This window comes from Kluyvera sp. CHPC 1.2972 (assembly GCF_036759925.1).
Taxonomy (GTDB): Bacteria; Pseudomonadota; Gammaproteobacteria; order Enterobacterales; family Enterobacteriaceae; genus Kluyvera.
In genome coordinates this window covers 257,241-272,655 of the sequence record NZ_JAPKIB010000003.1, presented here as the reverse complement: position 1 = coordinate 272,655, position 15,415 = coordinate 257,241, and the positions used below count along the sequence as shown (strand labels likewise).

General features: G+C 57.9%; 14 protein-coding genes. 8 read left to right on the top strand and 6 right to left on the bottom strand.

The genetic code is table 11. The features are described from left to right. Positions 1-46: 46 nt before the first annotated feature. Positions 47-1,042 (bottom strand): glyceraldehyde-3-phosphate dehydrogenase, encoded by a 996-nt coding sequence (gene gapA / locus V6944_RS07310; protein ID WP_035894601.1) that lies wholly within the window; start codon positions 1,040-1,042, stop codon positions 47-49. A 339-nt stretch (positions 1,043-1,381) separates the two neighbouring features. Here gapA and msrB point away from each other — a divergent pair, with 339 nt between their 5' ends. Continuing rightward, a complete protein-coding gene (gene msrB / locus V6944_RS07305; protein WP_220440604.1) occupies positions 1,382-1,795 on the top strand; it encodes a peptide-methionine (R)-S-oxide reductase MsrB in 414 nt (137 codons plus the stop codon). 42 nt (positions 1,796-1,837) lie between these two features. Continuing rightward, complete coding sequence (locus tag V6944_RS07300; protein ID WP_185665965.1) at positions 1,838-2,116, top strand: YeaC family protein; 279 nt, start codon at positions 1,838-1,840, stop codon at positions 2,114-2,116. Here the strand turns inward: V6944_RS07300 and V6944_RS07295 are convergent. Further along, entirely contained in the window at positions 2,113-4,041 is a 1,929-nt protein-coding gene (locus V6944_RS07295; RefSeq protein ID WP_333498454.1) for a sigma-54-dependent Fis family transcriptional regulator, read from the bottom strand. The two genes, V6944_RS07300 and V6944_RS07295, sit on opposite strands and share 4 nt — an antisense overlap. 38 nt (positions 4,042-4,079) lie before the next feature. On the opposite strand from V6944_RS07295, the gene V6944_RS07290 reads away from it, so the two are divergent. From V6944_RS07290 to V6944_RS07275, 4 genes are all read left to right on the top strand, one after another. Beyond that, positions 4,080-4,205, top strand: coding sequence for a hypothetical protein (locus tag V6944_RS07290; protein ID WP_333498453.1), 126 nt, complete (start codon positions 4,080-4,082; stop codon positions 4,203-4,205). Between the two features lie 109 nt (positions 4,206-4,314). Further along, positions 4,315-5,487: an FMNH2-dependent alkanesulfonate monooxygenase gene (gene ssuD / locus V6944_RS07285; protein WP_333498452.1), complete on the top strand. Its 1,173-nt coding sequence runs from the start codon at positions 4,315-4,317 to the stop codon at positions 5,485-5,487. Positions 5,488-5,499: 12 nt separating this feature from the next. After that, positions 5,500-6,885, top strand: a complete 1,386-nt coding sequence (locus tag V6944_RS07280) for an FAD/NAD(P)-binding protein (protein WP_333498451.1) — start codon at positions 5,500-5,502, stop codon at positions 6,883-6,885. A 55-nt stretch (positions 6,886-6,940) separates the two neighbouring features. Continuing rightward, positions 6,941-8,338: an LLM class flavin-dependent oxidoreductase gene (locus tag V6944_RS07275; protein WP_333498450.1), complete on the top strand. Its 1,398-nt coding sequence runs from the start codon at positions 6,941-6,943 to the stop codon at positions 8,336-8,338. A gap of 135 nt (positions 8,339-8,473) precedes the next feature. Here V6944_RS07275 and V6944_RS07270 read toward each other — a convergent pair whose 3' ends face one another. The 4 genes from V6944_RS07270 to sppA all read right to left on the bottom strand — a co-directional run bounded on the left by V6944_RS07270 (position 8,474) and on the right by sppA (position 13,527). Further along, positions 8,474-9,727: a glycoside hydrolase family 18 protein gene (locus tag V6944_RS07270; protein ID WP_333498449.1), complete on the bottom strand. Its 1,254-nt coding sequence runs from the start codon at positions 9,725-9,727 to the stop codon at positions 8,474-8,476. A gap of 218 nt (positions 9,728-9,945) precedes the next feature. Beyond that, on the bottom strand, positions 9,946-10,587 hold the full coding sequence (gene pncA, locus V6944_RS07265) for a bifunctional nicotinamidase/pyrazinamidase (protein ID WP_333498448.1): 642 nt from the start codon (positions 10,585-10,587) through the stop codon (positions 9,946-9,948). 10 nt (positions 10,588-10,597) lie between these two features. Beyond that, entirely contained in the window at positions 10,598-11,614 is a 1,017-nt protein-coding gene (gene ansA, locus V6944_RS07260; protein ID WP_220440599.1) for an asparaginase, read from the bottom strand. A 56-nt stretch (positions 11,615-11,670) separates the two neighbouring features. Next, complete coding sequence (sppA, locus tag V6944_RS07255) at positions 11,671-13,527, bottom strand: signal peptide peptidase SppA (protein WP_333498447.1); 1,857 nt, start codon at positions 13,525-13,527, stop codon at positions 11,671-11,673. 159 nt (positions 13,528-13,686) lie between these two features. Here sppA and V6944_RS07250 point away from each other — a divergent pair, with 159 nt between their 5' ends. Both V6944_RS07250 and selD read left to right on the top strand, forming a co-directional pair. Further along, positions 13,687-14,238: an NAD(P)H nitroreductase gene (locus tag V6944_RS07250; RefSeq protein ID WP_333498446.1), complete on the top strand. Its 552-nt coding sequence runs from the start codon at positions 13,687-13,689 to the stop codon at positions 14,236-14,238. Between the two features lie 130 nt (positions 14,239-14,368). Continuing rightward, positions 14,369-15,412 carry a selenide, water dikinase SelD gene (selD, locus tag V6944_RS07245; RefSeq protein WP_220440598.1) on the top strand — a complete coding sequence of 348 codons (1,044 nt, stop codon included), beginning with the start codon at positions 14,369-14,371 and terminating at the stop codon, positions 15,410-15,412. Positions 15,413-15,415: the final 3 nt, after the last annotated feature.

The following is a 15,415-nucleotide window of genomic DNA, read 5'->3' as shown; positions in this document are numbered from 1 at the left end:
AAAAGGCGACCGAAGTCGCCTTTTTGGATCAGATTCTCATCTCAACTTATTTAGAGATGTGAGCGATCAGGTCCAGTACTTTGTTAGAGTAACCAGTTTCGTTGTCGTACCAGGAAACCAGTTTAACGAAGTTGTCGTTCAGAGCGATACCCGCTTTAGCATCGAATACGGAAGTGCAAACTTCACCGTTGAAATCAGTAGATACAACGTCGTCTTCGGTGTAGCCCAGAACGCCTTTCATTGCGCCTTCGGAAGCAGCTTTGATTGCTTTCTTAATTTCTTCATAAGAAGCAGCTTTTTCCAGACGAACGGTCAGGTCAACTACGGATACGTTAGGGGTTGGAACGCGGAACGCCATACCAGTCAGTTTGCCATTCAGTTCTGGCAGTACTTTACCTACTGCTTTAGCAGCACCGGTAGAGGATGGGATGATGTTCTGAGCTGCGCCGCGGCCGCCGCGCCAGTCTTTGTGAGACGGGCCATCAACGGTTTTCTGAGTAGCGGTGGTCGCGTGAACAGTAGTCATCAGACCTTCGATGATGCCGAAGTTGTCGTTGATAACTTTAGCCAGCGGTGCCAGGCAGTTGGTGGTGCAGGATGCGTTAGAAACGATGTCCTGACCTTCGTATTTGTCAAAGTTAGCGCCTTTAACAAACATAGGGGTGTTGTCTTTGGAAGGACCAGTCAGAACCACTTTTTTCGCGCCAGCAGCAATGTGCTTACGAGCGGTTTCGTCAGTCAGGAACAGACCAGTTGCTTCAGCAACAACGTCAACGCCTGCTTCGTTCCACTTCAGGTTAGCCGGATCACGCTCAGCGGTAACACGGATTTTTTTACCGTTAACGATCAGATGACCGTCTTTCACTTCAACGGTACCGTTGAAACGGCCGTGAGTGGAGTCATATTTCAGCATGTAAGCCATGTAGTCTGCGTCTAACAGATCGTTGATTGCAACGATCTCGATGTCAGAACGTTCCTGAGCAGCACGGAAAACAATGCGACCGATACGGCCAAAACCGTTGATACCTACTTTGATAGTCATATATTCCACCAGCTATTTGTTAGTGAATAAAAGGTTGCCTGTAAAATTACAAAAACCTTACGCAGCGTCAAGCGGAATCGTGTCAATCATTGCGACAAATCAATCCTCTGCCTAAGCTTTGGTCGACTGACGTGTCTCACTCTTCCTATGAGCTTGAAACCACATGAGGGCGGCGCCGGGGATTTTAAAGGGCGCAGAAGATAAAAATGTGATTCAGGTCACAATTACCCGGCTGCCTTTTCACGCCGATTAAGTTTAGAACAAAAGTTCAGGCTTCATTGTTAATGTTTTGTTAGAATCGTCTGGCGAATGTATTTTTCATAGTGAGATGTGAGCAAAATGGTGAAGAAACCCACCCCAGAAGAACTGAAAAATACCCTCAGTGAAATGCAGTTCTATGTCACCCAGAAACATGGCACAGAACCGCCGTTTACCGGGCGTTTACTGCATAACAAGCGTGATGGGATTTACCACTGCCTGGTGTGTGACGCACCGTTATTTCATTCCCAAAGCAAGTTTGATTCCGGATGCGGCTGGCCGAGTTTTTATGAGCCGGTGAGCGATACGGCCATTCGCTATCTCAATGATTACTCCCACGGCATGCAACGTACTGAAATCCGATGTGGAAATTGCGATGCACACCTTGGGCACGTTTTCCCTGACGGTCCACAGCCAACCGGTGAACGTTTTTGCGTCAACTCGGCGTCGCTGAGCTTCACGGATGACGAAAACGGCGATGCCACTAAGGGTTGAAGAAACGATTCAGCAAATTATTCCTGAAAAAAGGAGCGGGGCATGAGTATTGAGCAGATGATCGAGACGATGACGCCGGAAATTTACCAGCGTCTCGCCACTGCGGTGGAGCTGGGAAAATGGCCTGACGGCGTAGCGTTAACCGCTGAACAGAAAGAGAACTGTTTACAACTGGTGATGCTCTGGCAGTCGCGCAACAACCAAGACGCGCAGCATATGACCATCGATACCCAGGGCCAGATGGTGATGAAGAGTAAGCAACAGTTGAAGGAGGACTTCGGCATTGCGCCGAAGCCCATCGCCACCTTCAAACAGCACTAAGCCGCTGCCCACGGCTCAATCAATCGCGCTTTGGCATACCAAAGCGCCTCTCTGACCGCCACGGGCCTGTTCAGCAGGCCCAGCGCGTAGAAGCGGTCGGCGATGGTCTGCTGTGCGCGTATTGCTTGCATATCCATCTCGCGGGTCTGATGACTGCGTCGCGCCAGCGCGCAGGCCAGCGCTCCAGTGTCCAGCCCTAATTCAGTTGCCAGCAACTGAGCCGCCTCATGACGATGGCGGTCGATAAACCTGCCGGTTTTCACCAGCGCCGCCACGATCCCGGTGATGATCTCTTCGTTATGCTGCGCGTACTGACGGCGGGTGATATAAAACTGATGGTTATTGACCCGTCCTTCGCCGGTCGCCAGCACCCGTAGCGTGCCGCTGCGTTCCGCCGCGCTCAGCACCGGGTCCCACATCATCCACGCGTCTGCCGCCAGGTAGTCGCTGGCGGTTAACGGATACTTTGGCGGCGCGTAGACTACTTTCACGTCGTCCAGCCCCAGCCCGGCCTCTTCCAGAATCTGTACCAGTAGCCAGTGCACATTGGAACCTTTGTTCAGCGCAACGCGTTTGCCCTTGAGTTGCTCCGGCGTGCGGATATCGCTGTCATGCGGCACCACCATCGCGACGCTGCGTGGGGCAGGAGGCTCCCAGGCGACGTACAGCAGCGCATTGTCCTTCGCCTGCGCGAAAATTGGTGGCGCTTCGCCAGTGGTACCAAAATCTATCTCATCATTACCCAGCGCTTGCAGTAGCTGCGGGCCCGCAGGATATTCGCTCCACAGCACGTTCACCCCTAAATCAGCGAACGACTGTTCCAGTAGCTGACGTGCCTTCAGCACGCCAAGATTACCAAAGCGCTGGTAGCCAATGCGCAACTCGCGTTCGCGCGGTGCAGGCGGCAGGCGATCGCCGGGTTTACGCCGTTGCTTAATCACTCCCAGATGCGCCAGCTGCGTGCGCAGCGTGTGGCGGCTCATGCCGAGCAGCGAGGCCGCCTGGCTCTGGTTATTGTCACTTTGGCTCATGGCGGCCTGGATCATCGCCCGCAGCATACGATCGTACAGCGCGCCGCTGTGCGTCTGAAGCTGGCGGTGCATAAAGGCCGTCAGCTCATCGCTCTCTTCTTGTGCAGGCTGCTGGGATGACGCGGCTGACGTAAGCCGCAGATGTTCCGGCAGTAGCCATAAATCGGGGTTCAGCAATACCGCATTATACAGCGTGTTTTCCAGCTCGCGGATATTACCCGGCCAGGGATAGTCCAGCATCATTGTCAGCGTTTCCGGGGCAATTTTCTGCTCGGTGCGCCCGAGTCGACGGGCGTAGCGCTGGATAAAGTGATCGGCCAGCACCGGGATATCCTGCTTTCGCTGGCGCAGCGGCGGTAGGTTAACGGCGGCGATGTTCAGGCGGTAAAAGAGATCCTCGCGGAAGCGCCGCTCCTGAATGGCACGCGGAAGGTCAACGTGCGTCGCCGCAATCACCCGGACGTTGATACGAACGGGCTTATGTGAGCCGACGCGGGTAATTTCCCGTTCCTGAAGTACGCGCAGCAGCTTGACCTGTAGCGCCGGGCTCAGCTCGCCAATTTCATCGAGCAGCAGGGTGCCGCCCTCTGCCGCCTCAAACCAGCCCTGATGGCGGTGCGTCGCGCCGCTGAATGCGCCTTTCTCATGGCCGAACAGCTCTGACTCCGCCAGCGACTCGGTTAACGCCCCACAGTTCACCGCCAGAAACGGCGCGTTGGCCCGCGGGCTATGTCGATGCAGATAGCGTGCCACCACCTCTTTACCGGTGCCGGTTTCGCCAATGATAAGCACCGTGGCATCGGTTGGAGCAAGCCGATTGAGCACCTTCTGAAAAGCCTTCGAAGCGGGATCAACCAGCTCCGGGCCTGATGACGTGAGTTCTGCGTTGAGCATGGTGAGTCTCCAGCTAATTCCTGTCTGGACGGTATCTTTTGCGCGTTGAATTTGCCAGAGGGGAAAAGGGGGAGGTTGTTGCCATTGCAGCAATTTTTGCCGGCACGGTGTTGCATTTACAACAGCCTGAACGTGAAGATGATTTTGATAACGCAATGAATTAAAAGGCTATTTTTTCTATGAAAAACTGGCACGCATTTCGCTAACCTCTTTATAACTGACTTAAATAACCGCTTCTACAAATACCAAATATAGTTATAAAGGAAATGGATAATGACCGTACAAGCCGCTGAGAACATCAATATCTTCTGGTTCCTGCCGACCCACGGCGATGGGCGCTATCTGGGCACCACCGAAGGGGGGCGCCCGGTGGATCTTCCCTATCTGCAGCAGGTGGCGCTGGCCGCCGACAGCCTCGGCTACTACGGCGTGCTGATCCCGACCGGTAAAAGCTGCGAAGACGCCTGGCTGGTGGCGGCGGCGCTGGCGCCCATCACCCGAAATTTACGCTATCTGGTCGCCGTTCGCCCTGGCTTACAGCCGCCGACGCTGGCAGCGCGCATGGCGGCCACCCTTGACCGGCTTTCCGAAGGGCGTTTGCTGATAAACGTCGTTACCGGCGGTGACCCGGTGGAAAACAAAGGCGATGGCATCTTCTTGAGCCACCGCGAGCGCTATGAAGTGACCCACGAATTTCTGGACGTCTATCGCCGTCTGCTGGCGGGAGAAAAAGTGGACTATCACGGTAAGCATATTCAGGTAGAGGGGGCGGAAGTGCTGTTCCCGACGGTGCAGCGCAACGGGCCACCGCTCTATTTTGGTGGTTCATCGGCGCAGGCCATTGAGGTAGCGGCCGATCATATCGACGCCTATCTCACCTGGGGCGAGCCACCCGCGCAGGTGGCGGAAAAGCTGGCGGTGGTGAAAGCGCGCGCCGAAGAGAAAGGACGCTCGCTGGAGTACGGCATCCGCCTGCACGTGATTGTACGGGAAACGGAAGAGGAAGCCTGGGCCGCCGCCGACAAACTGATTGCGCACCTGGATGATGAGACGATCGCGCAGGCGCAGCAGATTTTCTCCCGTATGGACTCTACCGGTCAGGCGCGAATGAGCGCATTGCATAACGGTAACCGCGACAACCTGCGTATTGCGCCAAACCTCTGGGCGGGCGTCGGACTGGTGCGCGGCGGTGCAGGCACCGCGCTGGTGGGCAGCCCACAGCAGGTTGCGGAGCGTATCCGCGAGTATCAGACGTTGGGCATCACTAACTTTATCTTCTCTGGCTATCCGCATCTGGAAGAGGCGCACCGCTTTGCGGAACTGGTGATGCCGCTGCTGCCGACCAGCACCCAGCCGCGCTCGGCGAAGGGGCAGCTCAACACCGGGCCGTTTGGTGAAACCATCGGCGGGGCGAAACGTCCGATCAAACAGGTCAGCGCGAGCTAAAGGGGCGACGTTATGCAGCAACGGATGAGTGAACCCCATGTGGTGATCATCGGGGGCGGGTTTAGCGGTACGGCAGTTGCCATCCACCTGCTGCGCGAGGCGGCACAGCCGCTACGTATAAGCATCATCGAACCTCGTCATGCCCTGGGACTGGGCGTGGCCTATTCGGCTACCGACCCGGCGCACCGAATTAACGTCCCCGCCGCGCGAATGCAGCTCGCCGGGGATGACGACGGCGCTTTTGACCGCTGGTATCGCCGCCACGGCGACTTTCCACAGGATCCGCAGGCGCAGCTTGCAGACGGCAGCGTCTATCCGCAGCGCGGTGCGTTTGGCTGTTATCTTCAGGCCACGCTGACGGCTGAAACCCGTACGCATCGTGGTCGTGTGGTGCATATACAGGACCGCGCCGTTGGCTGGCAGGACGGTCGGGTGGTGACAGAAAAAGGCGACCGGCTTCGGCCCGATAGCCTGGTGCTGGCGATTAGCCATCCGCCGCCGCAGCTACCGGGAGCCGTCCGCGAACTGGCGGCTCACCCACGGCTGATCGCGAACCCATGGCAGAGCGGTGCGCTCGCGGCGATCCCCGCCAGCGCACGCGTCGCCATTATGGGCACCGCGCTGAGCATGGGGGACGTGGTGGCCTCGCTGGAGCGGCTTGGACATCAGGGCGAGATCATTGCCTTTTCGCGTCACGGTCTGCTCTCACGGCCCAATGCGCCCACGAATCTGCCCAAGTGGACGGAGGATTATCTGGCGGGCACGCTGCGCCAGCGGCTGGCGAATATCCGCCGGGATATTCACCGGGCGGCAGAGCAAGGACTGCCCTGGCAAGTGGTGCTGGACGCGGTGCGCAGCCAGGGGCAGGCCATCTGGCAGCAGATGAGCGAGGCGGAGAAGCGGCAGTTTTTACGTCACCTACGGCGCTTCTGGGATGTGCATCGCTACCGCATTGCGCCGCAGGTATCGCAGGCCATTGCTGCGCGCCAGCGAGCGGGGCTGCTGCGCGTACAGGCCGCCCGGTTAAATGCTGTCACGGCGCAAGGTGACGCGCTACGTCTGCAACTGCAGCCACGCGGCGGTCAGCCTCAGTCCGAAACGGTGGACTATCTGGTGCTGACCACCGGGCCTGCGCATAGCCAGTTGATTAGCCGTCAGCCCTTTTTCCGGGCGCTTGAACAGGCCGGGATGATTCGTGCCGACGCGCTGGGTATGGGCATTGAGGTGGATGCGCAGTCGCAGCCGGTGGACAGCACATTACCCATCTGGGTCGCTGGTCCGGCGGCGCGTGGGCGCTTTGGCGAACTGATGGGGCTACCGCAGGTGGCGGATCACGCCCAGCGGGTCGCGCAGTCGGTGCTGGAAAAGCTCGACTGTCGCCAGCTCGCGTTATCGTAACTTTACCAACACTATTTTTGCGCCGGAGCATGACCGGGCGTAAGGGGAAAACGCTATGCCATCACAACGTGAAATTCGTCTGAACGCTTTTGATATGAACTGTGTCGGCCACCAATCGCCAGGGCTATGGGCCCATCCGCGCGACCGCTCCTGGCAGTATAAGGATCTGGATTATTGGGTCGATCTGGCGCGCCTGCTGGAGCGAGGCAAGTTTGACGGCTTGTTTATTGCCGATGTGCTGGGGGTCTATGACGTCTACAACGGCAACGGCGATGCGGCCATTCGCCAGGCCGCACAGGTGCCGGTGAACGACCCGCTGGCGCTGGTGACACCAATGGCGCTGGTCACCGAACATCTGGGTTTTGGCCTGACGGCATCGCTGTCGTTTGAGCACCCATATCCGTTTGCTCGCCGCCTGTCGACGCTGGATCATCTGACTAAAGGGCGCGTGGGCTGGAACATCGTCACCTCCTATCTGGAGAGCGGGGCGCGCAATATCGGCCAGCAGGCGCAGACGGCGCATGATGCCCGTTACGACTACGCCGATGAATATCTGGAGGTTGTCTACAAGCTGCTGGAAGGTAGCTGGGAAGAGGGAGCGATTCTGCGTGACCGCGAGCGACGAATCTTCAGCGACCCGAACAAGATTCACGCGATTAACCACCATGGGAAGTTTTTCGACGTACCGGGCTACCATCTGTGCGAACCCTCGCCGCAGCGTACGCCAGTGCTCTATCAGGCGGGGGCTTCCAGCCGTGGCAAACAGTTTGCTGCCAGCCATGCCGAGTGCGTTTTTGTTGCCTCGCCGTCGAAAAGCGCGCTGAAGCGGACGGTGGCGGATATTCGCCGTCGCGCCGAAGAGGCCGGGCGCGACCCGCGCAGCATTCTGATCTTCAATATGCAAACGGTGATCGTGGATGAAACCGACAAAGCGGCGCAGGCGAAGTGGCAGGAGTATAAAAACTGGACCAGCTACGAAGGCGCGCTGGCGCTGATTTCCGGCTGGACGGGGATCGATTTTGGCCAGTATCAGCCGGATGAGGTCTTTACCTACGCGAAAACCAACGCCATTCAATCGGTAGTGGAGACCTTCTCCACCGCCGACCCGGAGCGCCAGTGGTCGGTGAAAGCGATGGCGGATTGGGTGGGCATTGGCGGCTTTGGCCCGCTGATGGTGGGTAGCGCACAGACGGTGGCGGACGAACTGCAATCGTGGGTGGAAGAGACCGATGTGGACGGTTTTAACCTGGCCTACGCGGTGACCCATGAAACGTTCACCGATGTTGTGGAGCTCTTAATTCCAGAGCTGCAAAAGCGCGGGGTTTACAAGCAGGCGTATAGCCAGGGCACGCTGCGTGAGAAGCTGTTTGGCGGCAGCGCGCGGTTGCAGACCCCGCATCCGGGAGCCGGTTACCGTATTCATGAACAAAGCGGGATTTTAACGCCGGTGTAACCTGAGTCGGCACCGAACCGCCCCGGAGTCGGCGAAACGCCTCGTCCGGGCTACCTGAAACCTGTAGCCCGGCCAAGCGAATGCGCCGCCGGGGTGGCTCGGTATTGAGTATCGACACCAGGTCATGCAGGTGGCTTAGTGTTTGATCCCCAGCGACTCGGCCAGCTGCTTCGCCAACTGGTTGTTGTCATCCGCGCCGTACTCCCAGAACATCGCACCAGCCAGCCCTTTGCTCTTAATGTACTCGGCCTTGATGCTCACCGAACGCGGGTTCTCATAGGAGAGGGCAAACAGCGGTTTCCCGTCCGTTGACTGCACCGACAGCCACGGCACCTTCGCCTGGTCATCCCAGTGCTCGGTAAAGCGTTTCTGCGGGTCGTTCAGCAGTTTGCTGACAATATCGTTGTACTTCACGTAGGTATCTTTGCTGAGGTCTACGCCCAGCGATTTAAACAGATCCACCTCGTGCGGCCCAAAGTAAGGCTGAGTTACCGGGTTTTTCTGTGCATCCGGCTTGCTCCAGTCGATGCCTGGCTCAACCGTACGTTTTGGCACCCGGCCATAGAAACCGATGCCGAGGTTCATCTGGCTTGGCTTCAGCCCGGCGGCCAGATAGTTATTCACCACGAAGTCTGCGCTGTACTTATCCGCCGTGGCTACCGTCGGCCACTGGGTCGAATCATACAGGTTGGAGTTGAAATACTGGGTGCCATACGCCATGTCGTAGGTCATCAGGTTGATGTAATCGAGCAGCGGCGCAATGGCTTTCACATCCACCCAGCTTTTCGGGCTTTCCGCATTGGCGCCTACGGCAATGGTCACCAGCTTTTTATGACCAAACGCATCGCGCAGTTCTTTAAGCAGCGTCGTGAAGTTATCCCGGTCCGCCGGTTGGCTGGCGACCAGACCCCACGCGCCGTTGACCGGGTATTCCCAGTCAAGGTCGATACCGTCTAAACCATATTTTGCCACCACATCCTGCACCGAGCGGACAAACACCGCCCGGGATTCTGGCGTGGCTGCCGCGCCGGAGAAGCCGCGAGCGCCCCAGCCGCCGACGGACAGCAGCACTTTCAGATCGGGGTTCTGTTTACGCAACGTAGGAATTTTTGCTAAATCGGCCTGCACTTTCGGCGAGAGCCAGATTTGGTGCAGTTTGGTCGGGTCTTTTAACGCGTCGTTGGTTTCGTCTTTCTCGTCGTTGTAGATAAGGCCGAACGAATAGTTCAGGTGAGTAATCTGGCGAACGTCGAGCTTATCGATGTCGCCACCAGGCCCAGCCGTCACATCACCGCCACCGTTGAAGTAGCCGACGGACATCAAGGAATTCGCGGAAACAACCGAGGCGCAGAGCAGGGGTAATGCTGCCAGCAAAGGCAAAAGTTTCATAAACGGTCCTCTTTGACATTAAAAAAGCAAACACGCCACGGAAATGGCGTGGCGAAAAAACAGCCGTTCGAACATATCACTGCCGCTGGGTTAAATCTGCGAGATGGTTCACGAGGGAGAAAAAGGGGGAGTATCGAGCGTAGCCCGGCCGAGCAAAGCGACGCCGGGGAGAACCAACCCGGAGTCGGCGCTTCGCACCTCGTCCGGGCTACAGGGTGTTATCCCTGAATTTCCAGCCAGTCATCCAGCGTATACAGTGTGGCCCCCTCGACCGCCATCTCCATAAACGCATTGGCGCTGTCCTGCGGCTGAATATTGACGCCGCGGCAACCGTCGGTGATAACGTTGACCGTATAGCCAAGCTGTAATGCATCGAGTACGGTGAACTTCACGCAGTAATCGGTTGCTAGCCCTAACACCACAAGCTCGCCGATACCGCGCTCACGTAGCCATGCGTCGAGACCGGTTTTCTGGCGATGGCCGTTGTCGAAAAAGGCGCTGTAGCTGTCGATATTGACGCTTTCACCTTTGTGGAACACAGCATCGATCTCCTGAGCCGTCAACAGCGGATGCAGCGCCGCGCCGTCGCTGTGCTGCACGCAGTGATCCGGCCAGAAGGTCTGTGGAAGGCCATCGAGCGTGCCCTGGCTGTAGGCGTCTACCGCGTGCTGGCTGGCAAAGCTGCCGTGGTTGGCGGGGTGCCAGTCCTGGCTTGCGACGACCACGTCACCGCGAATTTTTGCGGCGCGGATGAGCAGGTTTGCCACGTCGACGGTGCTGTCGCCGTCGGCGACGGCAAGTGCTCCACCGGCGCAGAAATCATTCTGTAAATCGACCAATAGCAGTGCGCGTTGCGTCATCTCGCTCTCCTTACTCGTCCGGGGTCAGTTCACCGCGCAGGTTCTGCTGCATGGCGCTGCGGATAGCGTCGGCATCCAGCCCCTGACTTAACAGGTAGTGCAGTTTGGTCAGCGTGGCTTCTACCGTCATGTCTGAGCCGCTAATCACGCCCGCCTGCGCCAGCGCATTACCGGTAGCGTAGCCGCCCATGTTCACTTTGCCAGACATGCACTGGGTGAGGTTCACCACCACGATGCCGCGCTTGCTCGCTTCGGCCAGTTCATTGACGAAAACGCCGTTTTGCGGGGCATTGCCCACGCCATAGGAGCGCAGAATCAGCGCCTTGACCGGCTGCAGCAGGAAGTTACGTACCACATCGGCGGAAATGCCGGGATAAATCGTCACCACGCCAATCGGCTGCGGCGTAATAGGATGCACGATCAGTTCGCCTTCACCGTGTGGCGCAGGCGGGGTGCCTAATTTGCGGATATGAATCCCGGCTTCCAGCAGTGGCTGCAGGTTTGGCGAGGCGAAAGCATCAAAGCCGTCGGCGTGCGCTTTGGTGGTGCGGTTACCACGATAGAGGCGATTATTGAAGAACAGGGTCACTTCATTAATCGGGTAGTTCGCAGCGACGTACAGCGAGTTCAGCAGGTTGATCTGCCCGTCGGAACGTAGCTCAGCCAGCGGGATCTGCGAGCCGGTGACGATAACCGGTTTGCCGAGGTTCTCCAGCATAAACGAGAGCGCCGAGGCGGTGAACGCCATAGTGTCGGTGCCGTGCAGAATCACAAAGCCGTCATACTCGTCGTAGTGCGCTTTGATGTCGTCGGCGATGTGCTGCCAGTCTTCCGGCGTCATGTCGGAAGAGTCCATCAGCGGATCGTATTCGTGGATCGTAAAGTCCGGCATTTCGGGGCGATGGAACTCGGGCATCAGCGCCAGCTGGCGCTGGAGATGACCGGAAACCGGAATGTAGCCGTGGTCGGAGCGCTGCATCCCGATGGTCCCGCCGGTGTAGGCGACGTAAATGGATTTTTTTTGCATGGGGTCGTCTATTGATTAATCGAAAGAAAATCCCCTCCATGCGGAGGGGATTGCGATTAGCGAATATTGGCGCAGGTCAGGCAAAATGCATAGCGATTTTGCGGATCGTTAAACACCGCCAGCTTGTCGCTCTCGGCTTTTACCGTATTGGCAGCAGCCGCGAGCGGGGCAGGCAGATAAGCCTGCACGGCCTCAGGCAGCGAGGCGCGCACTGAACCGGATACGCTATCCATCACCATATCAAAGAACGTCGGTTCGCTCTGATAGTAGTCAACATGCCAGGATTTCACTTTCGCCAGTTCAGCGGCTTTTGCCACCGCATCGTCGAAATCACCGAGGCTATCAACCAACCCGTTGGCTTTCGCATCTTCACCGGTCCACACGTGGCCCTGCGCAATCTTGTCGATTGCCTCTGGCGTACTCTTACGCGCCTGCGCCACGAGAGTGATAAAGCGCTTGTAGCCGTTTTCGATGCTGAGCTGCATCATCTGCTGCACCTCCGGCGGTAGGGCTTTGGTCACCGCCATATCGGCCAGCGGTGAGGTTGCCACGCCGTCGGTGTGCACGCCGATGGAGTCCAGCGTGTTTTCAACGGTGTTGATCACCCCGAAGATACCGATAGAGCCGGTCAACGTGCTTGGGCTGGCGACGATGTAATCCGCTGGTGTAGAGATCCAGTAGCCGCCGGAAGCGGCCATGCCGCCCATCGAGACCACGACCGGTTTGCCAGCCGCTTTGGCCGCAGCCAGCTCTTCGCGGATCACCTCAGAGGCGCTGACGCTGCCGCCAGGGCTGTTCACGCGCAGTACGATGGCTTTCACTTTCGGATCCAGACGTGCATCGCGAATCTGCGACGCGGTAGTGTCACCGCCGACGTTACCCGGGGTTTCCTCACCGTCCATGATGGCGCCGTTCGCGAAGATAACGGCGATGCTTGAACCGGTATCTGCCGGGGTTTTCACCGCGTAGTCATACATGCTGACGGCGCGATAGTTGTTATCGGCCTTGCTCCAGCCAAACGCTTTGGTCATCGCTTTTTCGATATCCGCGCTTGAGCCCAGCGCATCAACCAGCTTGTTGTCGAGCGCGTATTTTGCCGTGTCGCCGTCCGCTTTACGCAGCCCGTCGAGCAGACCCTGTGCACCAGGGAAGACCTGCTGCGCGGTAATCTGACGGTTAGCGGCAATCGTATTCAGGTAGTTCTGCCACAGTTCGCCAATCCAGCGGCTGTCCGCTTCACGCGCGGCAGGGGACATATCGTCACGGATAAACGGCTCAACGGCGGATTTATAGGTGCCGACGCGGAACACGTGGGTCGAGACCTTCAGCTTATCGAGCAGCGACTTGTAGTACAGGCCGTTGGTGGCGAAACCGTGCAGGTCAACCACGCCCTGCGGCGACAGCCAGATCTTGTTGGCGAAGCTCGCCAGATAATATTGCCCCTGGCTGTAGCTATCGCCGACGGCATACACCGGCTTGCCGCTATCGCGGAATTCGCGCAGCGCTTTGCCGATATACTGCATCGACGGCTGATCGCCCCCGGCGAAGTTTTTCAGATCCAGCACGATGCCGGTGATATTGCGGTCATCTTTCGCCTGACGAATGGTCTGCACGATATCAAACAGCGAGTTTTCCTGCAGGCGATCGCTGCTGGCGCCGAAAATCTGACGGCCAATCACGCTAAGTTTGCTGCTGGCGGAAGGCTTATCCACCACTACGCCGCTGATGTCCAGCAGCAGCGCGCCGCGGCTGCTGTGCTCGCTCGTGGTGCTGCTGCTTACCTGTAACCAGATACCGACGCCAACCAGCACCAGCAGAATAAAGAACAGATTCAGCACCAGCTCACGCACGAAGTTGAGCAGCCGCCACGTCCATTTAAAGAATCCGGCAATAAAGCGCCATAGGGTTCGCATGTATTCTCCCTGCAAGAAATAAAAGGTTTACCGAAACGGCAAAACGTGTGGCTATCCTAAATAGACCGCCGCCGCTTGTCAGCAGGAATCGCCTTCGGCGCTGTAACAAAATCCTCGCGCATGTTAATTTTATGAAAAATAACATGAGAGGGTTACTCAATGGACGCACTTGAATTACTCGTTAATCGCCGCAGCGCTTCCCGTCTGGCTGAGCCCGCACCGGCAGGTGAGGCGCTGGAAAACATCCTCCGCGCAGGGATGCGCGCCCCGGATCACGGCACCTTGCAGCCGTGGCAGTTTGTGGTGATTGAAGGCGCAGGCCGCGAACGTTTCAGCCAGTTGCTGGAGCAGGGCGCGGTTGCTGCGCAAAGCGATGAGAAGGCTATCGAAAAAGCGCATAATGCGCCGTTCCGTGCACCGATGATCATCACCGTGATTGCCAAATGCCAGGATCACCCAAAAGTGCCGAAGTGGGAGCAGGAAATGTCGGCAGGTTGCGCGGTGATGGCGATGCAGATGGCCGCTGTCGCTCAGGGCTTTAATGGTATCTGGCGCAGCGGTGCGCTGACCGAGAGCCCGGTGGTGCGTGAAGGGCTACAATGTGGCGAGCAGGATAAAATCGTCGGCTTCCTCTATCTCGGCACGCCGCAGCTCAAAGCGTCGACGACCATTACCTTCCCGGAGACGGCACCGTTCGTCCGTTACCTTTAAAAAAACCGTTACGATTGTCTGGAATATAGGCAACTGCCCGCGAATTCAGACAGTCGTACTTATCACGGCTCTGTTCTGGCGTTAACATACAGCCCCTATGCAAATGCCAGAGCAATGACAGGAGTTGTCCATGAGCGAGCAGGCCATTCGTTTAACGCAGTACAGCCACGGAGCGGGTTGCGGTTGTAAAATTTCACCGAAGGTGCTGGAGACCATCCTGCACAGCGAGCAGACGAAGTTTATCGACCCGAACCTGCTTGTCGGTAACGAAACTCGCGACGATGCCGCCGTTTACGACCTGGGTAACGGTACCTCGGTCATCAGCACCACCGATTTCTTTATGCCGATTGTCGACAACCCGTTCGACTTTGGCCGCATTGCGGCGACCAACGCCATCAGCGATATCTTCGCGATGGGCGGTAAGCCGATCATGGCGATCGCCATCCTCGGCTGGCCAATTAACACCCTGGCACCGGAAATTGCCCGTGAAGTGACCGAAGGCGGGCGCTTTGCCTGCAAACAGGCCGGCATTGCGCTGGCGGGCGGCCACTCCATCGACGCGCCGGAACCGATTTTCGGCCTGGCGGTCACCGGTATCGTCCCAACCGAACGGGTGAAGAAAAACAGTACCGCGCAGGCGGGCTGCAAGCTGTTCCTGACCAAACCGTTGGGGATTGGCGTGCTGACCACCGCCGAGAAAAAATCGCTGCTGAAGCCAGAACACCAGGGGCTGGCGACGGAAGTGATGTGCCAGATGAACCTGGTGGGCTCGGCGTTTGCCAATATCGAAGGCGTGAAAGCGATGACCGACGTAACCGGTTTTGGTCTGCTCGGCCACCTGAGCGAAATGTGCCAGGGCGCGGGCGTCCAGGCGCAGATTGACTTCGACGCGGTGCCGAAACTGCCGGGCGTGGCAGAATACATTGAGTTAGGCGCTGTACCGGGCGGGACCGAACGTAACTTTGCCAGCTATGGTCACCTGATGGGCACCATGACCGCCTCACAGCGCGCGCTGCTCTGCGACCCACAAACCTCCGGTGGCCTGCTGCTGGCGGTCACGCCAGACGCCGAAGAGGCGGTGCATGCGGCGGCGGCGGAATTTGGTATCAACCTGACCGCCATCGGTGAACTGGTGACCGCACGCGGTGGCCGTCCGATGATCGAGCTGCGCTGAACC